This is a genomic window from Micromonospora sagamiensis (assembly GCF_014680085.1).
Taxonomy (GTDB): Bacteria; Actinomycetota; Actinomycetes; order Mycobacteriales; family Micromonosporaceae; genus Micromonospora; species Micromonospora inyonensis.
The window spans coordinates 2,628,521-2,655,438 of the sequence record NZ_AP023438.1 but is presented as its reverse complement, the minus strand read 5'-3'; the positions used below and the strand labels follow the sequence as shown (position 1 = coordinate 2,655,438).

Sequence of the window (26,918 nt, the reverse complement as noted above, 5' to 3'; positions counted from 1 at the left end):
CGGCCTCTAAGGTGTCCGGAGAACAACTCACAGTCGCGTGGGGGGACGAATGCGGGCTCTACAGTTCCATGGCGGACACAAGGCTCAGATCATCGACACTCCCCGCCCGGAGGCACCTCCCGGATGGGGCGTCGTCAAGGTGCACTACTGCTGCCTCTGCGGCAGCGACCTCTGGCTGTACCGAGGCAAGTGGCACGGCAACCGGTACCCCATCGTGCCGGGCCACGAGTGGGCCGGCGTGGTGGACTCCGCCCCGAAGGGGTACGAGTCCTGGGTCGGGCGGCCGGTCACCGGCGACCTGATCGTCGGCTGCCAGACCTGCGGGCCCTGCCGGGACGGGCTGCCGGTGATGTGCGAGAACCTGATCGAGATCGGCTTCACGGTCGACGGCGGCTGCGCCTCCTACGTGGCCGTGCCGATGACCAACCTCTACCCGCTCCCCGAGGGGATGGACCTCGCCGCGGCGAGCCAGACCGAGCCGCTCGCCGTGGCACTGCACGCCGTGGACCGGATCAACCTGCGGCCCGCCGAGCGGGTCGCGGTGCTCGGTGCGGGTGGCATCGGCCAGCTCATCCTCCAGTCCGCCAAGGCGACCGGGGCCACGGTCACGCTCGCCACGGATCTGGTCGCCGAGCGGCGCAAGATCGCTGAGGAGAGCGGTGCCGCGGCTGCGGTGCACCCCAGCGAGCTGCCCGAGCTCACCAGCTACGCGGACAAGGTGGACGTCGTGTTCGAGGCGTCCGGCGACCCGGAGTCCGTGGTCCGCGCGCTCGACCTGGTCCGCCCCGGCGGTCGGGTCTGCCTGGTCGGTTACCAGGTGGGCGCCGAGCACGCGCTGGAGACCGCCCGCCTGCCGCTGTCGTACGCCAGCCTGGTCGGCGTGATGGGGCCCGGCGGCAAGTACCGGGAGGCCGTCGACCTGCTCGCGAACGGCGCGATCGACACCCGGCCGATCCTCACCGACATCGTCACCCTGGACGACTACGGCCCGGCCATCGACCGCGCGATCAACCGGACCGACGGCACCGTCCGGGTCGTCTTCGACCTGCGCGGGGAGTAACCACCGTACGAGTCGGAGCGCGGTGCCGCCGTCCGAGCGGCGGCACCGCGTCGCCGGCCACCCACCGACCGGGGGCGTCCGTCACCGGCCGTTCGCCGGTCGACCTCGGGCGATCGCCGGGACGAACCACGGTGGCCCGACAGGAAACGCCGTACCGGCCGGAACAATCGTCGACAGTGGACGGACGGGCCGATGTTCGGCCTTCAGACGGACACGCCGAAACGCATATATTGGCCGATCCTGATTCCGACCATGATGAGTGAGGCTGTCCATGTCTGACACGGCCAAACAGGCGACCGGCGCGGCGCGCCAGCAGCCCGACGCGGCGGGCCCCCGTAAGCCCGGACTCGTGCTGGCACTTCTGGCCGCCTGCGCGTTGATGATCGTCCTCGACTCGACGGTGGTGTACGTCGCGCTGCCGAAGATCCAGCAGAGTCTCGAGATGAGCGCGACCGGACTGGTCTGGGTGGTCAACGCGTACGCGCTGGCCTTCGGCGGCCTGATGCTGCTCGGCGGTCGGGCCGGTGACATCGTCGGCCAGCGGCGGGTGCTCCTCGTCGGGCTGGTGATCTTCGGTGTCGCCTCGCTGCTGTGCGGCCTGGCCCCCTCCCCGGAGGTGCTGATCGCCGCGCGGGCCCTGCAGGGCGTCGGGGCGGCGCTGGTCGCACCGACGTCGCTCTCGCTGATTCCGATCAACTTCACCGACGACGCGGCCCGGAACAAGGCGATCGGTGTCTACACCGGCATCGCCGCGGCCGGCGGTACGCTCGGCCTGATCATCGGCGGGGTGCTCAGCGACGCCGCCTCCTGGCGCTGGGTCTTCTTCATCAACGTGCCGGTGGTCGCGCTGGTGCTCCTGCTCGCCCCGGGTGCCCTGAAGGAGAGCCAGCCGCAGCGTGGCTCGCTCGACGTCGTCGGGGCGGTGACCTCCACCGGCGCGATGGTCGCCCTGGTGTACGCGCTGGTCCGTACCTCCACCAAGGGCTGGGACGACGCGATCGTCCTGGCCTGCCTCGCGACGGCGGCCGTCCTGTTCACCGTCCTGGTCCTGGCCGAGCGGCGGGCCCGGCAGCCGCTGCTGCCGCTGCGGCTCTTCACCGACCGGGTCCGGGCCAGCGGCTTCGTCACCCTGCTGTTCTTCCCGGCGGCCTTCGCCGGCATGTTCTTCTTCCTGACCCAGTACTTCCAGGGAGTGTGGAACTACTCCGCGCTGCGCACCGGCCTCGCCTTCATCCCGGCGGCGGTCCTGGTCCTGGTCGCCGCAGTGCTGAGCGGGCAGCTGGTGCCGAAGCTCGGCCCGAGCGTCGTGGCCGGGATCGGCGCGGTGCTCACCACCCTCGGGATGATCTGGCTCACCCAGATCTCCGCCGACGGCGGGTACGTCACCTCGCTGCTCGGCCCGCTGGTGATCGCCGGTTTCGGCGCCGGGCTGATCTACGCGTCGGTGACCGCCTCGATCATGTCCAACGTGGCACCCGAGGTGACCGGCGCGGCCTCCAGCGTGTTGCAGGCGGTCCAGCAGATCGGTCCGGCGCTGGGTCTGGCCGTGCTGGTCACCGCAGCGGGCACGCCCACCGACCCGGTCGAGGGAATGCGCCGGGCGTTCTGGGTGGCCGCCCTCATCGCCGCGCTGCCGGCCGTCCTCGCGCTGTTCGGCCGTCGGTCGCGTACCAACTGACGATCCGACGCGGGTCGCCGTCCGTCGGGCCCGGCGGACGGCGACCCCGCATCGGGCCGGTCACCCGACCGCCCTTCCCCGCCGGGACGGGACCCGTCCCGACCCTGGTCCACAACCATCCAGGGCACGGCGGCCCGCGATCACGCGCGCCCCGGCCACCCCCACCCCACACCCCACGTGGAGAACGGAGCAGACAGGTGGAGTCGGCAGCAGTGCCCCCCACTCAGCCGTCGTTGGTGCTGACCGGGCACCGGGAGGGCGTCATCGGCGCGGTCTTCCACCCCGACGATCACCTCGTCGCCACCAGCGGCGAGGACGGCACCATCCGTCTCTGGGACGCGACCACCGGCGAGCAGGTCGGCCGGACGCTCACGGGACACACCGGCACGATCTGGCTCGTGGCGTTCCACCCGGAGGGTCGGCTGCTGGCCAGCGCCAGCGAGGACCGGACCGCCCGGATCTGGGACGTCACCACCGGTGAACAGGTCGGCGAGCCCCTGACCGGGCACACCGCCGGTGTCTACGGGGTGGCCTTCCACCCCGACGGCGGCCTGCTGGCCACCGGTAGCGCCGACCACACCGTACGGCTGTGGAAGGTGCCCGGCGGCGAGCCGGTGGGTGAGCCGCTCACCGAGAGCACCGACGAGATCGACGGGGTGGCCTTCCACCCGGACGGTCACCTGGTCGCCTCGACCGGCGACGCGGTACGCCTCTACGACACCGCGACCGGCCGGTCGGTCGGCACCCCGCTGGTCGGGCACACGAAGGGCGCGGTCAGCGTCGCCTTCAGCCCCGACGGGCGGTTGCTGGCCAGCGGGTCCGACGACCTGACCGTCCGGATCTGGGACCACGCGGCGGGCGGGGCGGCGGTCGAGCCCCTGGTCGGGCACACCGACGCGGTCGACGGGGTGGTCTTCCACCCGAGCGGTCGGCTGCTGGTCAGCGCCGCCGAGGACTGCACCGTACGGGTCTGGGACGTCGCCACCGGACAGCAGGTCGGTCAGGTGGAGACCGGACACACCGCGCCGGTGTGGAACATCGCCTTCGACCGGTCCGGCGAACGCATCGTCACCGCCAGCCAGGACGGGACCGCCCGGATCCTGCCGTTCCCGACGTACCCTGCTGCCGGGTGACCGTCGGGACCGCCGTACCTCTCACCTGACTCAGCTATCGAAAGGGACCACCCCATGACCTGGACCGCCCCCGCCGTCGACCGGAAACCAGATCCGATGCTGGGCGACGAGACCGCCGTGCTGGCGGGCTGGCTCGACTACCACCGGGACACCCTGCTGCTGAAGTGCTCGGGTCTGACCGAGGAGCAGCTGAAGACCAACAGCGTTCCGGTGACCAACCTGACCCTGCTCGGGCTGGTGCGCCACATGACCGAGCTGGAGCGCTGGCTGCGCACCCTCTTCACCGGCGAGGCGGCCGACGACCCGTACTCCAGCGAGGAGCGGCCGGACGCCGCCTTCGACGACGTCGCCACCGCCGACGTGGTGGCCAACTTCGACCTCTACCGCCAGGAGGTGGAGCTGACCCGCAAGGCGTTCTCGCTGCGCGACCTCGGCGACACCTACGAGGACGAGGGCGAGGTGCGCAACCTCCGGACCACGGTGGTGCACATCCTCGAGGAGTACGCCCGCCACAACGGTCACGCCGACCTGATCCGGCAGAGCATCGACGGCGCGACGGGCGACTGAGCCGGGTCGCCCGGTCCGTGCCGTCCCGGGACGGCACGGCGGGAACCGGAACGGGGGACCGTCCCCGGCAGGCACTGCCGGTGGTCGGTCCCCCGTCGTCGTCCGGTCCCGTTCTTCTCGGGGACGCGGTCGTCGTCCGGGACGCGGTCAGAGCTGACCGGTCACGTACTCCACGCACCGGTCGAGGCTCCAGCCGTCCGGCCGGCCCGGCAGGCCGTCCATCTGGCAGAAGGCCGAGTTCACCCGGTCGAGCTGGGTGACCTCACGCCCGACCAGGTCGGGCCGGGCGGCGGCCATCGTGGTGAGCGCGCGCTCCAGCCGCTCCAGCGCGTCGTCGACCACCTCGCCCCGGAAGCACGCCGACGGGTACTGCTGGTCGGACGGCTCGAGGATGAGCCCCTCGGCCACGGCGTGCGGCAGGAGGACCTCCTCCACCTCCGGGGCGCAGACGAACTGGAACGCCGCCCCGGTGCCGGCCATCTCGATCGGCAGGTCGCGGACGCTGATCATCTTCGCCGCCTCGGATACGAAGCGGGCACCGTCGATCCGCAGCTGCGCCTGGACGTCCAGCTCGGCCAGCCGGTCGAGGGTGGCCGAGGCGGCGGCGAAGCTGGGGGCCTCGAAGGTGAGGGTCGAGACGAACTCGGCCAGCGGCTCCATGAACCGCTCCTCACCCGCCACACACGACAGCGGCCAACCGTTGCTGATCCCCTTGGCGTACGTGTAGATGTCGGCCTGGACACCGGCCCCGTTGACCGAGGCGCCGCGCCGCATGCGGTAGCCGTGCTTCACCTCGTCGGCGATGGTCACCACCCCGGCCCGCTGGCACCGGTCGAACAGGTCGGCGATGTACTCCGGCGAGACGTGGATGTAGTCCGGCGCGATGATCACGGCGGCCAGCTCGTCGGCGTGCTCGGCGAGAACCTGGTCGAGCAACTCGGGCAGGTGGTAGCAGTGCAGCACGCCCTCCGAGTTGGGCTGGCCGGGCGGGGTGAACTCCCACATCAGGTCGTACCCGTGGTAGCCGCAGCTGGCGATCAGCCGCCGGCCGGTGACCCGACGCGCGGCCGAGGCGGCGGCCCGGGTGGCCGCCGTACCCGTCTTGAAGAACGCCACCCGCTGCTCGCCGGGGAGGTCCCCGGCGATCTGCTCGGCCAGGCGGTTCTGCAGGTCGAGCGAGGCCGCCGCCGGGATGCCCGAGCGCACCGTCTCCAGCACGGCCGAGGTGACCACCGGGTCGTTGTGCCCGAGCATCACGCTGCCGAAGGAGTTGGAGAGGTCGATCAGTCCTCGACCCTCCGTGTCGTATACGTAGGCTCCCTCTCCACGGACGAGGGTGACGCCCCGCGCCACCTCGTACGGCGTGCAACCGTCAGCGTTGGCAATAATCATCAGCGAAACCTCCGCCTGTCCTGCGCCCCTCGACCAGTCGTGGGCGACACGCGGCAAATCATAGGGGGCGACAAAGCCGAATCGCGAGTGGCGACCACCGAGTGATATCGACGAGCAACACCGCGTGAGCGTGGCGTCAATTATCTGGGGAAATAGTCCAGTATGGAGCTGCTTTGGGATCGAGTGCTTTCAGCTATTTGTCTCGGTCGCCGCGTCGATTACCGTGGAGAGGCACGGGGTCCGCGGGCGAACGCGCTGGTGGCAGCGCCTTCTGTTACGGAAGGTAATTAAGTGAAGGTTTTCCTCGTCAAGCCGCCGATCCGCGGATGCATGGTGGAAATCGGACGTCACGTCCCGATCGGACTCGCCTACGTCTCGGCGGCGCTGCGCGCCGCGGGTCACGAGACGGAAATCTTCGACTCGCTCGCCTACACCGAGGACAACCACGTCGTCCCGGACGCGGAGCTGACCGCGATCGAGCGGGCCAAGCTGGAGCGCCACCCGCGCTGGCGGCACATCATGCACTGGGGTGCCCGGACGGAGCGCATCGAGGCGGCCCTCGCCGCCAGCGGAGCGGACGTCGTCGGGATCTCCTGCATGTTCACTCCCTACTACGAGAGCGCCTACGAGCTGGCCCGGATGGCGAAGCGGATCCTGCCGAACGCGAAGGTGATCCTTGGCGGTCAGCACGGCACTGTCGCCTTCCCGCACGTCCTCGACGTCCCCGAGATCGACGCGGTCATGCTCGGTGAGGCCGAGGTGACGACGGTGGCGCTGCTGGACGCGTTCGGCACCGGACGACCCCTGACCGAGCTGCTCGGTGTGGCCTTCCGCTGCGGCGAAGGGCTCTGCGAGTGCGCCACCCCCGGCGCGCCGCACATCCGTCCCCGCGCGCCCTTCGTCGCCGACCTCGACTCCCTGGCCCCGCCGGCCGCCGACCAGCTGGACTTCGAGCGGTACGGCAACGCGGTCACCCTGATCACCAGCCGGGGCTGCCCCTTCTCCTGCTCGTTCTGCACCGTGCACGCCACGGTCGGCAAGCAGTTCCGGGCCCGTGACCCGCAGCGCGTGGTCGACGAGATCGAGCACTACGTCAACGTGTACGGCGTCCGCCGCTTCCTGGTCGAGGACGACAACTTCACCTTCGACATCGAGCGGGTGCACGCCATCTGCCAGGAGATCGTCCGTCGTCAGCTCGACGTCCGGCTCAGCCTGCCCAACGGGATGACGGTCGTGAAGCTCACCGAGGACCTGGTGGAGAGCATGGTGTCGGCCGGCTTCGACGACCTCTTCCTCGGGCTGGAGACCACCGACGCGGCCCGGCTGCGCAAGATGCGCAAGGGGTTCACCTCGCTGGACAAGGTCTCCGCCGGGGTGGCCCTGTTCGAGAAGTTCGGTCTGACGGCGAGCGCCGTGATCATCGTCGGGCTGCCCGACCAGGACCTCGACGCGATCGTGCAGGACGCGGTGAACCTGGTGCTGGCCGGGGTCGAGTTCTGGACCAACCCGTTCTACCCGATCTACGGTTCCCCGGACTACCAGACCTGCCTGGCGCGGGGCATCGTCGACCCGCTGACCGACCCGGCGCTGTTCGACCAGTTCAACTTTGCCTTCGCCAACGGGGTACTGGCGGCGGACGAGCTCTACACGGCCTGGGTGGGCACCCTCGCCATGGCGCTCTGGCCGAAGTACGTCCTGGAGGGGGCGGAGCGCCGCGAGCAGGGGCCGGTCTCCGCGGCCGAGGCCGGCGCGCGCCTGGTCGAGCACAGCATGGCGCAGCTCGATCCGGAGAGCCCCGAGGAACTCCCGGCCACCGTGCGGGCGATCCGGGAGACCGCCGACGGGCTGCTGGCGCTCGGTCACCCCCTGGGCTGCGTCTGCGTGATGCAGCACGTCGCGGACGCCGACAAGGGGGCCGGCGCCGACCAGTTCTGCCGCTTCGCCGGTGACATGATCGCTGCGGCCATCGCGCTCTACAGCGGTCAGCCCCAGGTCAGCGCACAGGTCGGAGCGCAGACGGCCGGGGACACCGAAGGATGCTCGTTCGTCGTCCGGCCCACCCCCGACGAGCGGATCGGCCGGATCCAGCGCCGCTTCGTCGAGCTGCTCGACCAGAACCGCCGGGAGGCCGAACTCGTCACCGCCGAACCCGCCACGATCTGATCCCGCGACTTCCTGGCCCACCGTCAGGAGTTGCGGGCACCGTTCCGAAGAGAGCAATCCGTCACCGTACGTGACCGGAGGTGGCGGGTCGGATCGGCTCGGTCGGTGCGGAATGGTGCCCTCGGGTTCACGTCCCGGACAATTCGGCCGAGCCGTGCCCGACTGTTCGGACAGTATTCGGTTTCGCTGGGCAGCCGCCGCCGCCGGATTATCCCGGAGGCTGCCCGGAGAGCCACGGTAAGTGAGCCGGGGGTGGGGTCGGCGGTGCGGTCCGCCCGCCCGTCGGCCCCCCGATCCGACCGATTGACAACGGATTGACCGGCCAATACTCCACCCTGCTTCCGTCGGGTGACGGAAAGTGAAGCAACTAACCGTCAGTAGCCGTTTCGGCCATTCCGCACATAGTTACAGTGCTATATGCTGGCGGCCACGGTGTCCCTTGGGGATAGCTGACGGCAGTCGCCGACGACAGGTCGAGCGGGCCCAGCTGGCGCGCCGGCCGGACAATCCGGCGCCGATCCTGGTGGCACTCCTGGGCAAGGGTCAAATCGGCGAGAGAAGGTAGCCAGGACATGGATTCTGCCAACTTGACGAACCGGGGGCTGGTCGAGCGGGCCCGGCGGGTGACCGCCGCGGAGAAGTACGACATCGAGACCCGCTTTTCGGCGATGATCCAGTCGGGTGAGGGTGCCTGGCTGACCGACGTCGAGGGCAACCGGATGGTCGACCTCACGGCCGCCAGCGGGACGATCATCCTGGGGCACCGTCACCCCGCGGTGATCGAGGCGATTACGCGGCAGATTCGGGATTACGGTACGGCGTTTGCGTCGACGTTGTCGGTGCCGCGGGTGGAGTTGGCGGAGCGGTTGTGTGAGCGGTATGCCTGTGCGGAGAAGGTCGTGTTTCACAAGACCGGTTCCGAGGGTACGGCGATGGCGGCTCGGTTGGCGCGGGCGGCGACGGGTCGGGAGTTGATTCTGTCGTGTGGGTATCACGGGTGGCATGAGTGGCAGTTGGCGGGGGAGTCGTTCGGGTATCAGCAGACGACGGGTGTGGTGGGGTTCGGGTATAACGAGAAGGCTTTGGCGAAGATGTTGGAGGCGTTCGGCAACGAGGTTGCCGGGGTGCTGATCTCGCCGGAGTTGTTGTATTTCGATGTTGAGTTCTATCAGCGTATGTATGCGTTGTGTGCGCGGTATGATGTGCCGTTCATGATGGATGAGGTGTACACGGGGTTCCGGGCGGGGCCGAAGGGTGTGCACGGGTTGGGTGTGCCTGCTGACGTGGTGGTGGTCAGTAAGGGTCTGGCGAATGGTCATTCGTTGGCTGCGGTGATGGGTCGTCGGGACATCATCGATGCGTATGACGTGTCGGGGATTCAGGGGACGTACACGCGTGAGGTGCCGCCGATGGCGGCGGCGATGGCGGTGTTGGATGTTTTGGACACGCCGGGTGTGTATGAGAACGCTGAGGCGATGGGTCGTCGGTTGGCGGATGGGATGCGGGAGATCCTGACCAGTGAGGGGATTCCGAACTGGGTGGGTGGTCCGGCGTTGATGTTCGACACGGTGTTGCCGAATGATGATCTGGGTTGGGAGATCTACAAGACGGCGCACGATTTCGGGGTGTATTTCGAGGATTCTGGTACGCAGTTGGTGACGACGGCGTTCGACGAGGCTGCGGTGGATCATGCGTTGTCGGCGTTCCGGAAGGCGACGCGTCAGGTGATCGCGGATCGGCCGGATATCGCGCCGACGTCGGGTGGTGAGTTGACCGAGGAGCGGAAGCTGGACTTCGCGGAGGAGGCCTTTGGTGGTCTGTTGCGTGATGACGAGCGGACGAATGCGTTGATCGACGCGACGATCGAGCAGGTCGTGAGTCGGGACCGTAGCGTCAAGCCGGTCCTCATCCCCGCACAGAACTGACCGGACCCGGGGAAGAAAACAGGGCCGGTGAAGATGGCTGCAGCACCGATACCGGTGGCTGGCTGGGGCGACCCGGATGCCCCGTGGGAATGCCTGGGCGAGCGTTCGTCGGGCGCGACGGTGTACCGCGTGGGGGAGGAGCCGCTCTTCTACGTCAAGACCACCCCGCCCAGGCACCCCGACGACCACCGGTTCAACCCGGTCAAGGAGGCCGAACGGCTCCGCTGGCTGGCCGACCGGGGACTGCCTGTCCCGGAGGTGGTGGCGCTCGACGCCAACGACGAACTGGCGTGGGTGGTCACCAGGACGCTGCCCGGGCGGCCCGCCGCCCGGCACTGGAAGCCCGAGGAGCGGTGGCGGGTGATCGACGTCGTCGCCGACGTCGCCCGCACGCTGCACGAGCTTCCGGTGGCGGAGTGCCCGTTCGAGCGGCGGCTGGCCGACCTGATCCACCAGGCCAGCTGCTCGATGGCGCTGGGTGCGCTCGACCTGGACGACGTGGACTCCTCGCACGAGGGCTGGACGGCTCAGCAGCTCTGGGAGGAGCTGAGCCGGATGACGCCTCCGCCCGAGGACGACCTCGTCGTCTGCCACGGTGATCTCTGCCTCGACAACGTGCTGATCGATCCGGAGACGCTGACCCTGGCCGGCATCCTCGACGTCGACCGGGCCGGAGTGTCGGACCGGTGGATGGACCTCTCCCTGGCGCTGTACAACATCGGCCAGGACGACGTCTGGGGTTACGGGCCGCCGCACGCCGAGCACTTCCTCCGGCGGTACGGCACCACCGTCGACCAGCACAAGCTGACCTACATCCAACTGCTGGACGAATTTCTCTGAGCTGAGCCGGGCGGGCCGGCGTCGGAAGACGCCGGCCCGCCCCGACGTGAATGGCGTGGTGGGTAGATGAACTACCGTGAGTTGATCGAGCGGGCCCGGCGGGCGACCGCGGCGGAGGAGTACGACATCTCGGGGCGCTACCCGTCGGTCATCGCGCACGCCGAGGGCGCCTGGATGACGGACGTGTCGGGCAACCGTTACGTCGACCTGACCGGCGCCGACGCCGCGGTGATCGTCGGCTACCGGCATCCCGCGGTGATCGAGGCGATTACGCGGCAGATTCGGGATTACGGTACGGCGTTTGCGTCGACGTTGTCGGTGCCGCGGGTGGAGTTGGCGGAGCGGTTGTGTGAGCGGTATGCCTGTGCGGAGAAGGTCGTGTTTCACAAGACCGGTTCCGAGGGTACGGCGATGGCGGCTCGGTTGGCGCGGGCGGCGACGGGTCGGGAGTTGATTCTGTCGTGTGGGTATCACGGGTGGCATGAGTGGCAGTTGGCGGGGGAGTCGTTCGGGTATCAGCAGACGACGGGTGTGGTGGGGTTCGGGTATAACGAGAAGGCTTTGGCGAAGATGTTGGAGGCGTTCGGCAACGAGGTTGCCGGGGTGCTGATCTCGCCGGAGTTGTTGTATTTCGATGTTGAGTTCTATCAGCGTATGTATGCGTTGTGTGCGCGGTATGATGTGCCGTTCATGATGGATGAGGTGTACACGGGGTTCCGGGCGGGGCCGAAGGGTGTGCACGGGTTGGGTGTGCCTGCTGACGTGGTGGTGGTCAGTAAGGGTCTGGCGAATGGTCATTCGTTGGCTGCGGTGATGGGTCGTCGGGACATCATCGATGCGTATGACGTGTCGGGGATTCAGGGGACGTACACGCGTGAGGTGCCGCCGATGGCGGCGGCGATGGCGGTGTTGGATGTTTTGGACACGCCGGGTGTGTATGAGAACGCTGAGGCGATGGGTCGTCGGTTGGCGGATGGGATGCGGGAGATCCTGACCAGTGAGGGGATTCCGAACTGGGTGGGTGGTCCGGCGTTGATGTTCGACACGGTGTTGCCGAATGATGATCTGGGTTGGGAGATCTACAAGACGGCGCACGATTTCGGGGTGTATTTCGAGGATTCTGGTACGCAGTTGGTGACGACGGCGTTCGACGAGGCTGCGGTGGATCATGCGTTGTCGGCGTTCCGGAAGGCGACGCGTCAGGTGATCGCGGATCGGCCGGATATCGCGCCGACGTCGGGTGGTGAGTTGACCGAGGAGCGGAAGCTGGACTTCGCGGAGGAGGCCTTTGGTGGTCTGTTGCGTGATGACGAGCGGACGAATGCGTTGATCGACGCGACGATCGAGCAGGTCGTGAGTCGGGACCGTAGCGTCAAGCCGGTCCTCATCCCCGCACAGAACTGACCCGGCAGTCAGGACACGAACGGCGGCGGCCGGTGGTTCCTCCGAGGAACCACCGGCCGCCGCCGTTTCGTCGTGGGGTGGGGGTCAGCGCTGGTACGTGCTCGACGCCGCCAGTGCGATGCCGCCCCGGACGTTGAAGTCGACCGTGACCTTGAGGAAGACCGGCTCGAGGGCCGCCACCAGGTCGTCGCGCATCTTCGTCGCCAGGTGCTCGTGGAAGATCCCCTCGTCCCGGAAGGTCTCCAGGTAGAGCTTGAGACTCTTGGTCTCCACTCCCCGGTCACCCGGCCGGTAGTCGATCCGGATGGTCGCCCAGTCCGGCTGCCCCGTGATGGGGCAGCGGCAGGTGAACTCCCGGCAGTCGATGGTGATCTCCTGCGAGCTGTCGGTGATCGGGAATGTTTCGAGGGATCGGTCGGGCGGGGTGTCCGCCCGACCGAGCTTCGTCAGAGCCATGAACCGATCATAGGCTCTTCTTCAGCGCCCCCAGATTTTCCCGGACCTTGACCACGGCATCCAGCATGTCCTGGACGTCCTCCGGCTCCACCGAGAGCAGGGAGTGGTGGATCCAGACCGCCTCGTCGAAGGCCACCCGCTCCGCCACCGGCAGGTGGAACGCGTCCGGGGAGATCTTCTCGCCGTACCGCTCCCGGATCGCCGGCCAGTCGTCGGCGGTGATGTGGAACAGCTCGTCGCGGTGTAGCGGCGGGTAGAAGGTGTTCCCCTCGAACTCCACCCCCTCGGCGAGGATCGCCTCCAGCACCTTGTCCCGGTGCAGCCCCTCCCAGGCGTTCGTGTCGAACCGGAAGAGCAGCTCGTAGCGCTGCCGCCGGGTGACCCGCGGGTCCTCGGGCAGCGGGATGAACCCGCCGATCTCGGTGAGTCCCTTGGTCAGCAGCTCCGCCATCGCGGTTCGCTGCCGGTCGAGGGCGTCGTACTGGTCGAGCTGACCGAGCAGGACGGCCGCCTGCATCTCGGTGGCCCGGTGGTTCCAGCCGAAGACCCGGCCCGGGAACTTGTCGTACGGGGCCTCCTTGCGGCCGACGTGCGCCAGGGACATGGCCCGGTGGAACGTCTCCTCGGTGGCGGTGACCAGGAAGCCACCCTCGCCGGAGGTCATGATCTTGCTGGTCTCGAAGCTGTAGCTGCCGGCGTCGCCGATGGTGCCGACGCACTGGCCGCGCCACTCCGCGAAGTGGGCGTGCGCGCAGTCCTCGATCAGCAGCAGGTTGTGCCGGCGGCAGATGTCCAGCAGCGCGTCCATGTCGGCGACCTGGTTGCCCAGGTGCACCACCATGATCGCCTTGGTCCGCTCGGTGATCGCCTCCTCGACCTTCACCGGGTCGATGCACCAGTTGTCGTCGGAGATGTCCGCCAGCACCGGCACGGCGTTGACGTGCACGATGCCGGCGACCGTCCCGATCCAGGTGAAGGCGGTGGTGATCACCTCGTCGCCGGCGTGGATCCCGAGCGCGCGCAGCGCCATCGAGAGGGTCACCGTGCCGTTGGCCGCCAGGAGGCCGTACTTCGCCCCGAGCTTGCCGGTGAACCGCTCGGCGAACTGCTGGTGCAGGGTGTTCGGGAAGGGGATGCCGCCGAGGTTGCGGGACTCGATGACGCCGCGGAGCCGTTCCACGTCCGCCGGGCCGACGTGCGGCCACTCCGGCCAGGGCCGCTGCCGGACCGGGTCGCCACCGAGAATGGCCAGTTTCTCCGTCATCAGCGGCTACCTGCCCCGGCGAGGGCCCCGAGGGCGATGTCGGGGTCGATCTCGAAGACCGTGCCCTTGTTGGACATGTCGGTCCACTGCTGCTGGACCTTGTAGCCGATGGGCACCAGACCCTCGAACGGCAGGTTGTTGTGCTTCACCCAGTAGTTCTCCAATGCGAAGGACCCGGCCCGAAGGCTCAGTCGGTACACCGAGTCGGACGGGTCGACCCGACTCCGCTCCTGCTCCACGTCCACCTCGTGGGCGCCCTTGAACCGCTGCATGGTGCGGACCAGGATGTCCCGGTAGACCTCCTGCGCCTCGTCGTCGGTGTAGCCGGCGCGCCGGGTGAAGTGCAGGTTGTGGTGGAAGCTCTCCTGCTCGTCGTCCTCGATGTGGATGCCGTACTCGTCCGGCCGGAGCTGGATCGGCGAGTTCCGCTCGACGATGAAGTCGGCGATCTGGTACGTCACCGTGTCGTGGTACTCGCTGAGGAACTCGTAGAGCTCCTCGGCCTCGTTCCGCTCCTCGGTGGGCAGGCCGACGATGGTCATCAGGAACGGCTTGTAGCCCAGTTCGCGGCTGTCCTGGAGCAGCCGGTGGACGACGTCCATCCGGTTGCCCTTCCGGACCAGCTCGAGCAGGCGCTCGTTCGCCGTCTCCAGGCCGAAGCGCAGCGTGCCCTGCGAGTCGCGCATCTTGGTCAGGACGGCCTTGTCGATGTTGCCCTCGAACCGGACGTCCACCTCCCAGAACAGCTCCGGGCGCTTCTTCTCGATGAAGAAGTCGGCGAGCTCGACCAGCCGCTTCGCCGGGAATACCGCGTCGGCGAAGTCGAAGTGCACGACCCCCGGGTACAGCTCCAGGAAGGTGTCGATGTCCTTCTGGATGTTCTCGGTGCTGCGCTCCCGGTAACTCCACGGCGCGAAGTTCGTGATCGCGTTGCAGAACGAGCACTTCATGTAGTAGCAGGAGCGCGAGCCCTGGAGGACGAGGCTGCCCTGCCCCTCCCGGAAGGTGGTGTACAGCGACAGGTCGAAGTCGCTGTAGTCCGGGGTCGGGATCTGGTTCATGTCGGCGACCCAGGAGATGTCACCGCTGCGCTCGTAGGTGCCGTCCTCGGTCCGCCAGTGGGTGTTGGGCATGTTCTCCCGCGGCTTGGACATCTCCAGCAGCAGCTTGCGGCCGACCGGCTTGGTGTCGAGCACGCTCTGCTCCGACATCGGCTTGCAGCCGCCGGGGATGCCCACCGGACGCTCGCCGCGGGACAGCGCCTCGGCCATCTTCAGCAGCGGCTCCTCGCCCTCCCGGACGACCAGCGCGTCGATCAGGTCGCCCAGCTCGGGGCAGGCCTCCAGACGCGGGATGAGCATGTCCGCGAAGGAGGTCACCCAGGGGCCGCCCCAGCAGATGTAGAGGTCCGGGTTCTCCTGCTTCATCAGGTAGCCCAGGGTCAGCGCGGGGATGACCTGGTTGTACCCCATGATCGAGAAGCCCATCATGCCCAGCTCGGAGGCCTGGCCGGCGACCTTCTCGTGGTAGAAGGCGTGGTAGATGTTCGCGTCCGGGTCCCGGACCAGCTTCGCGACGCGTTCCGGCTCGTCCCGCAGGATCGAGAGGAACTCGCAGTACGAGAACGGGAACGGCGGGTCCCAGATGGAGAGGCTCTCCGGGGCCACCTGGCACTGCTGCTGCAGTTCCCACTGCTCGAAGTTCGTCTCGGCGAAGTAGTTGCCGGTGATGTGGTTCAGGAAGAACTGCTTGATGAAGGGCTGGGTGAACTCGTGGCTGTTCTCCGGGCCCTGCACCTGCTCGATCTCGACCCGGTTGAGCAGGTACTCGTTGAAGTCCGCGTTCAGGTCCAGGCCACGGGCCGGCATGCCCTTGTCGCGAAGATAGGCCGTGAGCGTCGCCACCGAGATCGGCGGGGTCTCCGCCAACAGCGACGGTGGAAAGGCGACACCGGTGACGATCTTGTTAGTGACGGTCATCTCAGGACTCCTCCATGAGGGATAGGTAGATCGCCTCCAGACGTTCACCGGCCGAGGCCAGCGAGTACTCCCGCTGGGGAATCGGCTCGGCGGCGTCCGCCAGGCGACGGGCCAGGTCCGGATCGTCGAGAACCATCTCGATGGCGTCGGCGAGCTTCGGAGGGTCGAAGGGCGGCACCAGCACGCCGGTCTTCATGTGCTCGACCAGCTTGTGTACGCCGCTGACATCGTGCGCCACGACCGGGCGCTTCATCATCATGTACTCGAGCACGACGACGCCCAGCTCCTCGTACTGCGAGGGCAGGACGGCGAGCGTCGAGAGCGAAATGATCGACGGGATGTACTCGGGGAGCAGGAAGCCGGTGATGACGAGCTTGTCGGCGACGCCGAGCTGCCGCGCCAGCGCCTCGATGTCACCGCGCTGCGGTCCGTCACCGGCGATCAGGAACCGGCAGTCCCGCCGCTTGGCAACCTCGGCGGCGGCCTTGACGAACCAGTCGACGCCCTTCTCCGAGGAGATCCGGCCCACGTAGAGGACGGTCGGCTTGTCGTCGGTCAGCCCGAACCGCTGCCGCAGTTCCTCCCGGCGCTCCGGCGTGTCGTGCCCGACGAAGTTGTCGGTGACCAGGTGTGCCAACCGGTGCACCCGGTCGTCCGGCACGTGCAGCTCGTCCCGGATGCGTTCGCGGACCTTGTCGCTGAGGGTCAGCACCGCACCGGAGTGCTGGATGACGTACTTCTCCGCCGACTTGGCCACCGGGTCGGCCACCCGCTCGAACACCGTGGTCGGGTGCTGGGTGAGTGACCGGCAGGAGTAGATGTGCGACACGATCGGCACGTCGAGGACCTGCGCCGCGGCGTACGCGTACGCCGGCGCCGAGCCGGAACCGTCGCAGTGCGCGTGCACGATCCCGATCTCCCGCTTGAGCTGCTCCCTGTTACGCATCACGTAGAGCAGGCTGGCCTTCGCCCAGGCCCCGACCAGGCCGAAGTATCCCTCCAGCTTGGACGGGATCGGCAGCACCGGCAGGCGCCGGGCGTGCACGGTGACGTTCGGCGCGATCTGGAGGTCCTTCGGGACGCCGGGTGGGGCCATGGTGAGGACCCGTTGCGGGAAGCCCCGCCGGCCCATCTCCGTCACGATCGCGTGGCCCAACACGTGCATGCCGCCCATCGGGTCGAACCGCGGCTTCCACAGCTTCTGGTGGTCGGCGTAGAGGAAGAACGGTGTCATCGAGAGGACGCCCCGGGGGGCACGGTTGTCAGGCATTCGTCTCCACTTTCCGTCCGTCCGCCGCGCTGCGGTAGGCCGCCTCGAGCGCCTCGACGATCGCGACCGCGTCGTCCGGGGTGTGCTCCATCGGCCGGCCCTCGAGCACCGCGTCCACGACCTGACGGTCCTGGTGCACGTATCCGCTGTTGCGGATCCACTCCCACTCGGGACGCAGCCACCCCTGGTTGGGTTCCCACACCGCGCCGAACTTGGTGTTGGTGTACACCTCGACGCCCATGCCCTGCCAGAGGTCGGCGGTGACCAGACCCTCCGTGCCGATCACCTCGACCGTGAGCTGCTCGCCACCGGGGCAGACCCAGGAGACGTCGCACTGACCGATCGCGCCGTCGGCGAACTCGATCAGGACGACACCCTGGTCCTCGACGTCCCCGGCGGCGCTGAGCTGACGGGTGCAGGCGGTGACGGACCGGATGGCCGGCTTGCCGAGCATCCAGCGGCACAGCTCCACCGCGTGCCAACCGAGGTCGGTGAGGGCACCGCCACCGGCGGTCGCCTTCGACCGGAACCAGTCGGTGTCCGGGCCGGACGTCCGGAACGCTACCCGGACCGAATGGACGGTGCCCAGCGCGTCCCGGTCCGCAGCCAGTTCGCGGGCCCGGACGAACTTCGGCGCGTAGACGAAGTTGCCCCCGTGCGCGAGCGTCACCCCCCGTTCGCGGGCTGCGGCGGCCAACTGCCGGGCGTGCCCGGTGGAGAGCACGAGCGGCTTCTCCACCAGGACGTGCCGGCCTGCGGCGATCACCTGTGCCGCGATCGGTTCGTGGGTGGCGGCCGGGGTGGCAACCACCACGAGGCGGACCGCGTCGTCAGCCAGCGCCTCGTCGAGGGTCGCGGTGGCACGTGCGCCGAAGCGGGTGGCGAGTTCCGTAGCGACGCGCTCGTCGCGGTCCACGACCCAGCGCAGATCCACCCGGGGATCGGCGGTGAGGACCTCGGCGTGCACGCCACCCATGAACCCGCCCCCGACGACGGCGACACCCAGACGCTCAACCATCAGCAGCACCCACCGTGTCCGGCACCCGCTCGTCCTGCGCCGGCGCCACCAGCTCGAAGTTCGGCATCTCCGGGCAGGCGATCTCGTTGATGACCTCGCCGACCAGGGCCATCGGGACGGAGACCAGCGGACGGCCGTCGTGCCACAGTGGCTGGCCCAGTCCACCGAGGAGGACCATCGCGCTGCTCTCGGCCGGGTCGCTGAGATAGCCGCGCTTGTTGTCGAACCGCAGCCGGTGCATCACCTCGTCGAGGTCGACCTCCTCGGGGATGGTCACCATCGCGCCCGCCCGGGTCAGCAGCTCCCGGTGCAGTGCGACGGCCCGGTCGTCGAGGTGACCCAGCCGGCGGGACACCTCGGCGGCCACCACCATGCCGAGGCCGATCGCCTGGCCGTGGGAGAGCCCACCGGAGGCGGTGTACTCGATGGCGTGCCCGACCGTGTGGCCGTACTCCAGCACGAGGCCGGCGCGGCACTCGTGCATGTCGTCCTCGGTCACCGAGGCCTTCGCCAGGATGCTCTCCGAGATGATCTGGTACATGGCCTCGTCGTCGTAGCAGCCGTCCTGCCGCAGCGACGTCCGGAGCATCTCGACCATGCTGGGCCGGATGGCCAGCGAGTTCTTGACGACCTCGCAGAGACCGGAGACCGTCTCCCGGAACGGCAGGCTCCGCAGCATGGCGGTGTCGGCCAGGACGGACTCCGGCGCGTAGAACGTACCGACCAGGTTCTTGCCCACACTGGCGTTGACCGCCTGCTTGAGGGAGAGGACCGAGTCGGACATCGCGATGAGCGACGTCGGGACATGGACGAGGCGGATCCCGCGGAAGAGCAGTGCGGCCATCAACCCCGCGATGTTGCCGATCACGCCGCCACCGACGGCGACCACCACCGAGGCGCGGTCCGCGCCGAGCTGGAGCGCCGACTCGGCCAGCGTGCTGACGGCCTGGAGATCCTTGTACGGCTCACCGGCACGGTGGATGAGCAGGTTCGCCGGAACCCGTGGGGAGAGACGTTCGACCAGTTCCGCGCCGAACAGTGGACCGGTGTTGCTGTCGCAGACGATCAGGAGTCGACTGGCCGACATCGCGACCAGGTCCTCCACGATGGCACCGAGACAGTCGGTGCCGAGCCGGAACGGATACCGAACCGCGCCCAGGCGTATCTCGACCTCCATACGCTTACCCTTCGTCACGGGTCCAAACAACCCTTGGATGGGGCCCTTCCCAACGGGAGCCCCGGGGTCGGGGCTCCCGATCGCAGCTACCGGGGCCGGGGTCGATGGGGAGCCTCCCCGTCCGGCCCTGGTGGTCAGCCGCGTAGTTCTCGGTGATTCGCGAACACCTTCTCGAAGGCGCGAACGATGTCCTTCATGTCCGACTCGTCGCCCAGCAGCGCCGAGTGGTGGATCGTGACCACCCGTTGGCCGGCGTCCTCGGCGACCGGCAGGGAGTAGCCGGTCAGGTCGAGTCCCGGGACGCCCTCGAACCGCGACCGGGTGGCGGGCCGGTAGAGCCGGTTGTGGTTCATCGGGGGGTAGCTGGCGTAGATGGCCGCGCCGGACAGCTCGGCGGCGACCGCCGGGGCGATCCGCTCGACGCCGATCTGCCCGATCCCGTCGTCGGAGATCCGACCGGCCCACTCGTAGTAGGTGCGCTCGGTGGTGCCGGGCGAGGAGACCTGGGGCTGGATGCCGAGCGCGCCGAGACCCTCGTCGAGCAGGGCCGCGTTGGCCCGCCGCCGCTCGTTCTGCTCGTCGAGCAGTTCGAGCTGGCCGAGCAGGAGCGCCGCCTGGAACTCCGACAGGCACCGGTTGCTGCCCATCAGCTCCGCGGTCTGGGCCAGCTCCATCTCCCCGACGGCGGGCTCGTCCGGCGTGTAGGTGCGGCCGTCCGCCCGCAGGTGCTCGGCCCGGCGGGAGAGTGCGGGGTCCCCGGTGATGACGGCACCGCCCTCGCCGCTGGTGAGCACCTTGCTGTGCTGCATGCTGAAGGTGCCGAAGGCGCCGAAGGTGCCCACCCGGCGGTCGCGGTAGCGCGCGCCGTGCGCCTGCGCGCAGTCCTCGATCAGCGGGATGCCGTGCCGCTCGGCGATCGCGGTCAACGCGTCCAGGTCCGCCACGGCGGAGTAGAGGTGGACCACGACGATGGCTGCGGTCCGCGAAGTGATCGCCCGCTCGACGGCCGCCGGGTCGAGGCAGAGGGTCTGCGGGTCCACGTCGACCGGGACGGGGACCGCGTTGACCCCGGCGACGGTGGATGCGTTGGCGACCCAGGTCAGGCCCGGGATGATAACCTCGTCACCGGCACCGACCCCGCACGCCTCGAGCGCGACCATGAGGCTGGCCGTCCCGCTGGAGGTCGGCACGCAGTGCCCGATCCCGTGGAACTCGGCGAATGCCGCCGCGAATCGTCGCTCGAAGCTCTGCTTCCCCTGGTATGGCCCGCTGATGGCCCAGCGACCGGAATGGAGAACCTCATTCAGTGCGTCGAGGGCGCCGGGCGCAGGAGCGGGCCACAACGGCCACTGCTGCGAACGTATCGGGGAACCACCATTGACGGCAAGAAGGGTCACTTTCACGTCCTTCCCAGGCCAGACTGCGGCAACCGGTAGATCGCGGGCTCGGCCAAGTGTGCCAGACACAATCACCAGTGTCGACGTGCAAAAACCGGCCAAGCCGGGCTTGCGGGACACGGCGACCAATATGGACGCTGGCCGGTGTCGGGCGGGGGCGCTCCCGCGTTTGCCCCGTAATACTCCGGCAACAACTTTCAGTAGACGAGCAATAACGCTTGGTATGCGAACCGATGTGTCGGTGGGGGAATTTTTCCGCTTCGCTGCCGGTTCAGGATCTTTCGGAGGACTCGATGACGACATCTACGGGCGACGACCGTATCGACCAGATCCAGCAGGCCATCACCAAGAGCAGGCGCTACCAGTCGGTGGCCCCGGCCACCGTGCGTCGCCTGGCCCGCGCCGCCCTGGTCGCCTCGCGGGGCGACGTGCCGGACGCGGTGAAGCGCACGAAGCGGGGGCTGCACGAGATCTACGGCGCCTTCCTGCCGCCCAGCGCGCCTAACTACACAGCGTTGCTGCGGCAGCTCGACACCGCAGTCGAGGCCGGGGACGAAGCGGTCCGTTCGGCCCTGTCTCGTGCGATGTCGGTGCACATGTCCACCCGGGAGCGGCTGCCGCACCTCGACGAGTTCTACCGGGAGATCTTCCGCCACGTACCCCGGCCGAACACGCTGCGTGACCTGGCGTGTGGCCTCAACCCGCTGGCCGCGCCCTGGATGGGCCTGTCCGACGAGACCGTCTACGTCGCCTCCGACATCGACGCCCGTCTGATGGACTTCGTGGGCGCCGCCCTGACGAGGTTGGGGGTGGCCCACCGTACGAGCGTGGTCGACCTCCTCGAGGCCCGCCTTGACGAGCCTGCCGACGTCACGCTATTGCTGAAGACGCTCCCCTGTCTGGAGACTCAGCAACGAGGCTCCGGCTGGGAAGTGATTGACATTGTCAACTCGCCGATTATCGTGGTAACCTTCCCGACCAAGTCTCTCGGTCAGCGATCGAAGGGGATGTTTCAGAACTATTCACAGAGTTTTGAGTCCCAGGCCAGCGAACGATCGTGCCGCATTCAGCGACTGGAGATCGGCAACGAGCTGATTTACGTTATTCAGAAATAGCTTTTCGCCACTCTTTCGGGAGAATCGGATGGCGTCGTGCGTGTACTTCGGTTGACTCCCTTTTTCCACCACGACTACGTCGACCACTGGCCGGCCGAGTTCGATCCGGTGGGCGGTATGCAGGTGCAGATCCTGGCGTTGTCCCGCAGCCTGGCCAGGGCGGGCGTCGACCAGCTCGTGCTGACCCTGGGCTTTCCCGGGCTGCCGCCGACGAAGCAGATCGAGCCGGGGTTGACCGTCCGCATCGCCCGGATGTCCCTGCCCCAGATCCGCTCCGAGATCACCGGCCTGGTCGGGTTGGGTCAGGCGTGGCTGATCGGAACCATCCGGGAATGTCTCCGGCTGCGTCGCGGCGACTGGCGGCCCGACCTCGTCCACGTGCACGCCGACGGTCAGATCTGGCCGCTGGTCGCGGGTCGGATCGCCGCCCGGATCCTGGGCGTGCCGTACGTGCTCACCCTGCACTGTTCCCGGCTCTCCGTCTACCAGCCGATGTCGGCGGTGGACGCCATGGCACACCGCCTCGTCACGCAGGCGGAACGGCAGGCGCTGCGCTCCGCGGCCCGGGTCACCACCCTGACCGCGCGGACCGCCGACGTGGTGAGCGCCGCGACCGGCCTGGACCGGTCGGCCATCGTGGTCAACCCGGACGCGGTCGACATCACCCCGGCGACGGAGGCCGAGGCGACGGCGTTCGCCCAGCGGTACGGCCTGACCGGCCGCCGCCCCCTGATCGGGTACATCGGCCGGGTCGCCCACGAGAAGGGCTGGCCGGACCTGCTCCGACTGGCCGAACTCCTGGACGACCTCTCCCCGACCTTCCTCGTCGTCGGGGACGGCCCGCAGCGGGAACGGATGGAGAAGGAGATCGCCGAGGCCGGCCGCGCGCACCAGTTCGTGGTCACCGGGTTCCTGCCGCACGACCAGGTGCCGGCCGCGCTCGCCCTGGTGGACACCCTGGTGATGCCCTCGATCCACGAGGAACTCGGCGGCAGCGCGATCGAAGCGATCATGGCGGGCACCCCGGTTGCCGCCTACGCGGTCGGAGGCCTGCGCAGCACCATCGGCTCGGCCTGCCCCGACCTGCTCACCGAGCCCGGCGACGTACGCGGACTCGCCGAGGTTGTCCGGCGTGTGCTGGCCGACCGGGACGCGGTGGTCGCCCAGATCCACGCCGCGCAGACCACCACCGCCAGCACCTTCGACGTCGCCGCCACCCGGGACCGGATGCTGGACTGCTACCGCGCCGCCCTCGCCGGGGCCGGGGCGGCGAGCGGGAAGTGACCGGGCAGCGGAGCATGGACACCGCCCCGGCCAGCCCGGACACCACGCCGGCCGGGGGCCACGTCCTGGTGACCGGTGGAAACCGGGGCCTCGGCCTGGCCACCGCGACCCTCCTGGTCGACGACGGCTGGTCCGTCCTGCTCGGGTGCCGCGACGACCGGCGGGGTGCGGCGGCAGCCACGGCACTGCGTCGCCGGGGCGGCCGGGCCGTCCACGTACCCCTGGACGTGACCTCTCCGGCGAGCATCGCGGCCGCGGCCGACCTGGTCGCCGACCACACCGGCGGACGCCTCGCCGGTCTGGTCAACAACGCCGGGGTCTTCCTCGACGAACGCGACGCCGACCTGGAGAGCGTGACCGCCGAGGCCGTCCACGAGCTGCTCACCGTCAACGCCGTCGGCCCCCTGCTGGTGACCCGGGCCATGCTCCCCCTGCTGCGGGCGGCGGGCGGGGCCGCCGTGGTCAACGTGACCGCGGACGACGCCGACCCGACCACCGCAGACGGGGAGGCCACCGGCTACCGGATGTCCAAGGCCGCGCTGAACATCATGACCGTCAACCTGGCCGTCGCCCTGCGCGAGCAGGACGTCGTCGTCAACGCGGTCGACCCCGGCTGGATCCCCACCGACATGGGCGGCCCGGAGGCACCCGACGACACCTCGGCCGCCGCCCGGCTGGTGGCCTGGGCCGTCACGGCCGCCCGCCGGCACGGGACCACCGGCCAGGTGCTCACCGTCCGGCAACCCCCCGACGCGCTGCGGGCCGAGCCCGTGACCGTCGGCGCACCCCCGCACGGCCAACCCCAGTGACCGGTCGGTCCCGTCGGGACCCCAAGCGGCCGGCCGGCACGCAGACCCAACCCGGGAGGTTCTCATCAGCGTTTCCGCCGACCTCAGTACCGGTCACGAGGACGTCACGGCCCGGCTGCGGTACGGCCCGGAGCCGACCGCCGACGACACCGCCCGTGTCGCCGACGTCTGTGTGATCGGCAGCGGCGCCTCCGGTGCGATCACCGCGTGGGCCCTGCAACGTGCCGGTCTCGACGTCGTGGTCGTCGAACAGGGACCCTTCGTGGATCCCTGGGTGAGCTACGACGACGTCGAGACGATCGCCGAGACCGCCTGGATCCGTCAGGACAGCGGCGTCTGGGAGAAGAGCGGCAACCCCTGGTCCACCTGCAACGTCGGTGGCGGAACCGTCTTCTTCGGCGGCGCGGCCTTCCGCTACCGCCCGGTCGACTTCGACGTCGAGGCCCGGCTGGGCCGCTCCGACCTGCCGCTGCGCTGGCCGTGGACGGTGGAGGAGATCGACCCCTACTACGCGCTGGTGGAGTCGGCGCTCGGCATCGCCGGTGGCGGGCACGACCCGAGCCTGCCGAGCGACCCCGCGTACCCGATGCCACCGGTCGAGACCACCGCGGAGGGCGCGGTGATCACGGCCGCGGCCCGGTCCCTCGGCCTGAATCCCTTCCCGACCCCGCTGGCCATCGCCTCCGAGCCCTACCAGGGGCGGCTGGCGTGCGCCGGGAAGCGCCCGTGCATCTCCAACCGGTGCGACCGGGGAGCCAAGGGGGACGCGGTCACCGTCTTCCTCGACCCGGCGCGCAAGGCCGGACTGCGCCTCTTCGCCGGCCTGAAGGCCGTACGGCTGCTGCGCCGGGACGCCACCAGCGTCGACGGGGTCGAGTGCGTCCGGGTGGACAACGGCAACCGGCACGTCATCCGGGCCCGCCACGTGATCGTCGCCGGCAACGCCATCCAGAGCGCCGCCCTGCTGCTGCGCTCCACCGACGACCTGAGCCCCCAGGGCCTGGGCAACGACCACGACATGGTCGGCCGGGGCCTGTGCTTCAAGATGAGCGGGTACGTCCAGGGCTACCGGCGGACCGACGTGCCGATGACCTTGCGCGAGGACCGGGTCGCCGGTCCCGGCCCCTTCTCCACCGCCGCGATCACCGACTACTACACCGCCGACGACGCGCCCGGCGGCCTCGGTGGGCTGATCATCGAGTCCCAACCGGAGGAGTCCCTCCGGCTGCGCCCCGACGAGCAGATCATCCGGCTCGAGTGCCTGGTGCCCGACCAGCCCCGGGCCGACAACCGGGTGACCCTCGGCCGGGGCGTCGACCGGTTCGGCCTGCCGGACGTGGTCATGGACTACTCGCCCCACCCCCGGGACCGGGCCCGCCTGGAGTACCTCCAGCGGCGGGCCGAGGAGATCCTGCGGGCCGCCGGCTGTGAGCTGACCTGGCGCGAATCGTCGTACTTCTGGATGGGCAGCACCCACCTGCACGGCACCTGCCGCGCCGGCACCAACCCCCGGACCTCGGTCACCGACCCGGACGGGCGGGTGCACGGCCTGACGAACCTGATGGTGGTCGACGGCGGCGTCATGCCCTACCCGGGCGGCGTCAACCCCACCCTCACCATCCAGTCCCTCGCCCTGCGGATGGCCCACCAGCTGCTGCGCCGGGAGTTCGGTATCGAACCCGACCTCTCCTCCCCATCTGTCGGAACAGAGTGAATCGAGCGGAGTGCATGACCATCGACATCGGCGCCGGCAAGCTGCTGGCCCAGGAACCCACCTGTCCCCGGGACGCCGACGGACGTCCCCGGGTCTTCATCGAGGGCTCGGGCGCGTACCTGACCGACCCGGACGGCCGGCGGTGGATCGACTTCGACAACGCCCGTGGCTCGGTCATCCTCGGCCACGGTGACGAGGAGGTCGCCGAGGCGATCGCCCGCGCCGCCCGGGGCCGCTCCGGGGTGGGCACCGCCTGGAGCCCGGTGCTCGACTCCCTGCTCGGCCAGTTGCAGGAGGTGTGCGGCGGCGACGTGGTCGGTCTCTACCGCACCGGCACCGCCGCCCTCCGCTCGGTGACCTGCGCCGTCCGGGACGCCCGGGAACGGTCGATCATCCTCAGCTCCGGCTACCACGGGTACGACCCGATGTGGCACTGCGACGAGCCCTTCGCCCCCAACCAGCACGGGGTCGTCGAGTTCCTCTTCGACCTCGACGTGCTCGCCGAGTGGCTCAGCCGCCCGGAGCAGGTGGCCGCGGTGGTCATCTCCCCGGACCACATGCACCTCGGCGAGCGCTGGTACACCGAGTTCACCCGGCTGACGAAGGAGGCGGACGTCCCGGTCATCGCCGACGAGGTCAAGGTCGGCCTCCGCTACCGGGCCGGGCTCTCCACCCACCTGCTCGACCCGGCCGTCTGGATCGTGGCGAAGTGCCTGGCCAACGGCTCCCCGGTCGCGGCGGTGGGCGGGGACGCCCACCTGCTCGCCGCGCTGGAGGACGTCTCGTTCACCTCGTACTTCGAGCCGACCGCGCTGGCCGCCGCGACCACCACCCTGCGGCGGATGGCGACCGGACAGCCGCAGCAGGCCATCCGGGCCGCGGGTGACCGGTTCATCGCCCACACCCGGGCGGCGTTCGCCGGTGCCGGCGTCCCGATCGACCTCGCCGGCAACGGCAACCTCTTCCAGTTCGTCTGCGCCGACGACGAGGTGCAGGACGCCTTCCACGCCGCCTCGGCGGACGAGGGGCTGCTCTTCTTCGAGGGCGACAACCAGACCCCCTCGACGGCGTTCACCGACGAGGTGGTCGAGGACGCGTGCGGACGGATCGACCGGGTCTGCGCCGCGCTCGCCGGCCGCTTCACCGACCGCGAACTCACCGAGGAGTCCTGGTACGCCAGCGCCTGGGGCGCGATGGACGGTCTGGCCGACCGGCCGCGCACCCGGGAGGAGACCACCGCGATCGTCGAGCGCCTCTGGGAGGACTGAGGCGG

The 26,918-nt window shown here is 69.3% G+C and carries 21 protein-coding genes and 1 pseudogene; 14 read left to right on the top strand and 8 right to left on the bottom strand.

Going from position 1 to position 26,918, the window contains the following annotated elements; genetic code table 11:
* The first annotated feature begins 49 nt into the window (after positions 1 to 49).
* From IGA62_RS11455 to IGA62_RS11440, 4 genes are all read left to right on the top strand, one after another.
* Positions 50 to 1,060, top strand: coding sequence for a zinc-dependent alcohol dehydrogenase (locus tag IGA62_RS11455; RefSeq protein WP_145815085.1), 1,011 nt, complete (start codon positions 50 to 52; stop codon positions 1,058 to 1,060).
* A 271-nt stretch (positions 1,061 to 1,331) separates the two neighbouring features.
* Positions 1,332 to 2,738, top strand: coding sequence for an MFS transporter (locus IGA62_RS11450; RefSeq protein WP_145815086.1), 1,407 nt, complete (start codon positions 1,332 to 1,334; stop codon positions 2,736 to 2,738).
* Between the two features lie 197 nt (positions 2,739 to 2,935).
* Complete coding sequence (locus tag IGA62_RS11445) at positions 2,936 to 3,871, top strand: WD40 repeat domain-containing protein (RefSeq protein WP_190289278.1); 936 nt, start codon at positions 2,936 to 2,938, stop codon at positions 3,869 to 3,871.
* Positions 3,872 to 3,925: 54 nt separating this feature from the next.
* Entirely contained in the window at positions 3,926 to 4,438 is a 513-nt protein-coding gene (locus IGA62_RS11440; protein ID WP_145815088.1) for a DinB family protein, read from the top strand.
* A gap of 147 nt (positions 4,439 to 4,585) precedes the next feature.
* Here the strand turns inward: IGA62_RS11440 and IGA62_RS11435 are convergent, their stop codons facing one another.
* Positions 4,586 to 5,830: an aminotransferase class III-fold pyridoxal phosphate-dependent enzyme gene (locus tag IGA62_RS11435; RefSeq protein ID WP_145815089.1), complete on the bottom strand. Its 1,245-nt coding sequence runs from the start codon at positions 5,828 to 5,830 to the stop codon at positions 4,586 to 4,588.
* A gap of 291 nt (positions 5,831 to 6,121) precedes the next feature.
* Here IGA62_RS11435 and IGA62_RS11430 point away from each other — a divergent pair, with 291 nt between their 5' ends.
* From IGA62_RS11430 to IGA62_RS11415, 4 genes are all read left to right on the top strand, one after another.
* Positions 6,122 to 7,993, top strand: coding sequence for a B12-binding domain-containing radical SAM protein (locus tag IGA62_RS11430; RefSeq protein ID WP_145815090.1), 1,872 nt, complete (start codon positions 6,122 to 6,124; stop codon positions 7,991 to 7,993).
* A 572-nt stretch (positions 7,994 to 8,565) separates the two neighbouring features.
* A complete protein-coding gene (locus IGA62_RS11425) occupies positions 8,566 to 9,918 on the top strand; it encodes an aminotransferase class III-fold pyridoxal phosphate-dependent enzyme (protein WP_145815091.1) in 1,353 nt (450 codons plus the stop codon).
* Between the two features lie 33 nt (positions 9,919 to 9,951).
* Complete coding sequence (locus tag IGA62_RS11420) at positions 9,952 to 10,758, top strand: APH(3') family aminoglycoside O-phosphotransferase (RefSeq protein ID WP_145815092.1); 807 nt, start codon at positions 9,952 to 9,954, stop codon at positions 10,756 to 10,758.
* A gap of 66 nt (positions 10,759 to 10,824) precedes the next feature.
* A complete protein-coding gene (locus IGA62_RS11415) occupies positions 10,825 to 12,162 on the top strand; it encodes an aminotransferase class III-fold pyridoxal phosphate-dependent enzyme (RefSeq protein WP_145815093.1) in 1,338 nt (445 codons plus the stop codon).
* 84 nt (positions 12,163 to 12,246) lie between these two features.
* Here IGA62_RS11415 and queF read toward each other — a convergent pair whose 3' ends face one another.
* The 7 genes from queF to IGA62_RS11380 all read right to left on the bottom strand — a co-directional run bounded on the left by queF (position 12,247) and on the right by IGA62_RS11380 (position 20,723).
* Positions 12,247 to 12,618, bottom strand: coding sequence for a preQ(1) synthase (gene queF / locus IGA62_RS11410; protein WP_091453433.1), 372 nt, complete (start codon positions 12,616 to 12,618; stop codon positions 12,247 to 12,249).
* Positions 12,619 to 12,625: 7 nt separating this feature from the next.
* On the bottom strand, positions 12,626 to 13,882 hold the full coding sequence (locus IGA62_RS11405) for a DegT/DnrJ/EryC1/StrS family aminotransferase (RefSeq protein WP_145815094.1): 1,257 nt from the start codon (positions 13,880 to 13,882) through the stop codon (positions 12,626 to 12,628).
* The gene (locus tag IGA62_RS11400; protein WP_145815095.1) at positions 13,882 to 15,861 is read right to left on the bottom strand and encodes a B12-binding domain-containing radical SAM protein; all 1,980 of its coding nucleotides are present in this window, start codon (positions 15,859 to 15,861) and stop codon (positions 13,882 to 13,884) included. The genes IGA62_RS11405 and IGA62_RS11400 overlap by 1 nt, the downstream gene beginning before the upstream one ends.
* A gap of 1 nt (position 15,862) precedes the next feature.
* Positions 15,863 to 17,131 carry a glycosyltransferase family 4 protein gene (locus IGA62_RS11395; protein ID WP_145815096.1) on the bottom strand — a complete coding sequence of 423 codons (1,269 nt, stop codon included), beginning with the start codon at positions 17,129 to 17,131 and terminating at the stop codon, positions 15,863 to 15,865.
* Entirely contained in the window at positions 17,124 to 18,149 is a 1,026-nt protein-coding gene (locus tag IGA62_RS11390; RefSeq protein ID WP_145815097.1) for a Gfo/Idh/MocA family protein, read from the bottom strand. Before IGA62_RS11390 ends, IGA62_RS11395 begins: the two co-directional genes overlap by 8 nt.
* Positions 18,142 to 19,326, bottom strand: a complete 1,185-nt coding sequence (locus IGA62_RS11385) for a 2-deoxy-scyllo-inosose synthase (RefSeq protein WP_145815098.1) — start codon at positions 19,324 to 19,326, stop codon at positions 18,142 to 18,144. Before IGA62_RS11385 ends, IGA62_RS11390 begins: the two co-directional genes overlap by 8 nt.
* Positions 19,327 to 19,460: 134 nt before the next feature.
* Positions 19,461 to 20,723: a DegT/DnrJ/EryC1/StrS aminotransferase family protein gene (locus IGA62_RS11380; RefSeq protein WP_232624960.1), complete on the bottom strand. Its 1,263-nt coding sequence runs from the start codon at positions 20,721 to 20,723 to the stop codon at positions 19,461 to 19,463.
* A gap of 293 nt (positions 20,724 to 21,016) precedes the next feature.
* Between IGA62_RS11380 and IGA62_RS11375 the strand changes: the two genes are divergently transcribed.
* From IGA62_RS11375 to IGA62_RS11355, 6 genes and pseudogenes are all read left to right on the top strand, one after another.
* Positions 21,017 to 21,838, top strand: a complete 822-nt coding sequence (locus IGA62_RS11375; protein WP_145815100.1) for an Rmt family 16S rRNA (guanine(1405)-N(7))-methyltransferase — start codon at positions 21,017 to 21,019, stop codon at positions 21,836 to 21,838.
* A gap of 36 nt (positions 21,839 to 21,874) precedes the next feature.
* Positions 21,875 to 23,122 carry a glycosyltransferase family 4 protein gene (locus tag IGA62_RS11370; protein ID WP_186499683.1) on the top strand — a complete coding sequence of 416 codons (1,248 nt, stop codon included), beginning with the start codon at positions 21,875 to 21,877 and terminating at the stop codon, positions 23,120 to 23,122.
* Entirely contained in the window at positions 23,119 to 23,931 is an 813-nt protein-coding gene (locus IGA62_RS11365) for an SDR family NAD(P)-dependent oxidoreductase (protein ID WP_145815102.1), read from the top strand. The genes IGA62_RS11370 and IGA62_RS11365 overlap by 4 nt, the downstream gene beginning before the upstream one ends.
* A 172-nt stretch (positions 23,932 to 24,103) precedes the next feature.
* Positions 24,104 to 24,181 (top strand): annotated as a pseudogene (locus IGA62_RS30905) (NAD(P)-binding protein); the annotation flags it as partial.
* A 24-nt stretch (positions 24,182 to 24,205) separates the two neighbouring features.
* A complete protein-coding gene (locus tag IGA62_RS11360) occupies positions 24,206 to 25,645 on the top strand; it encodes a GMC oxidoreductase (protein ID WP_232624959.1) in 1,440 nt (479 codons plus the stop codon).
* 14 nt (positions 25,646 to 25,659) lie between these two features.
* The gene (locus IGA62_RS11355) at positions 25,660 to 26,913 is read left to right on the top strand and encodes an aminotransferase class III-fold pyridoxal phosphate-dependent enzyme (RefSeq protein ID WP_145815104.1); all 1,254 of its coding nucleotides are present in this window, start codon (positions 25,660 to 25,662) and stop codon (positions 26,911 to 26,913) included.
* The last annotated feature ends 5 nt before the right edge of the window (positions 26,914 to 26,918 follow it).

What these genes read in the sequence shown, in the direction of transcription:
- IGA62_RS11405 (WP_145815094.1), bottom strand. Translation starts at nt 13,882, where the DNA reads ATGACGGAGAAACTGGCCATTCTCGGTGGCGACCCGGTCCGGCAGCGG.
- IGA62_RS11455 (WP_145815085.1), top strand. Translation starts at nt 50, where the DNA reads ATGCGGGCTCTACAGTTCCATGGCGGACACAAGGCTCAGATCATCGAC.
- queF (WP_091453433.1), bottom strand. Translation starts at nt 12,618, where the DNA reads ATGGCTCTGACGAAGCTCGGTCGGGCGGACACCCCGCCCGACCGATCC.
- IGA62_RS11355 (WP_145815104.1), top strand. Translation starts at nt 25,660, where the DNA reads ATGACCATCGACATCGGCGCCGGCAAGCTGCTGGCCCAGGAACCCACC.
- IGA62_RS11435 (WP_145815089.1), bottom strand. Translation starts at nt 5,830, where the DNA reads ATGATTATTGCCAACGCTGACGGTTGCACGCCGTACGAGGTGGCGCGG.
- IGA62_RS11420 (WP_145815092.1), top strand. Translation starts at nt 9,952, where the DNA reads ATGGCTGCAGCACCGATACCGGTGGCTGGCTGGGGCGACCCGGATGCC.
- IGA62_RS11375 (WP_145815100.1), top strand. Translation starts at nt 21,017, where the DNA reads ATGACGACATCTACGGGCGACGACCGTATCGACCAGATCCAGCAGGCC.
- IGA62_RS11450 (WP_145815086.1), top strand. Translation starts at nt 1,332, where the DNA reads ATGTCTGACACGGCCAAACAGGCGACCGGCGCGGCGCGCCAGCAGCCC.
- IGA62_RS11425 (WP_145815091.1), top strand. Translation starts at nt 8,566, where the DNA reads ATGGATTCTGCCAACTTGACGAACCGGGGGCTGGTCGAGCGGGCCCGG.
- IGA62_RS11400 (WP_145815095.1), bottom strand. Translation starts at nt 15,861, where the DNA reads ATGACCGTCACTAACAAGATCGTCACCGGTGTCGCCTTTCCACCGTCG.
- IGA62_RS11415 (WP_145815093.1), top strand. Translation starts at nt 10,825, where the DNA reads ATGAACTACCGTGAGTTGATCGAGCGGGCCCGGCGGGCGACCGCGGCG.
- IGA62_RS11395 (WP_145815096.1), bottom strand. Translation starts at nt 17,131, where the DNA reads ATGCCTGACAACCGTGCCCCCCGGGGCGTCCTCTCGATGACACCGTTC.
- IGA62_RS11385 (WP_145815098.1), bottom strand. Translation starts at nt 19,326, where the DNA reads ATGGAGGTCGAGATACGCCTGGGCGCGGTTCGGTATCCGTTCCGGCTC.
- IGA62_RS11440 (WP_145815088.1), top strand. Translation starts at nt 3,926, where the DNA reads ATGACCTGGACCGCCCCCGCCGTCGACCGGAAACCAGATCCGATGCTG.
- IGA62_RS11390 (WP_145815097.1), bottom strand. Translation starts at nt 18,149, where the DNA reads ATGGTTGAGCGTCTGGGTGTCGCCGTCGTCGGGGGCGGGTTCATGGGT.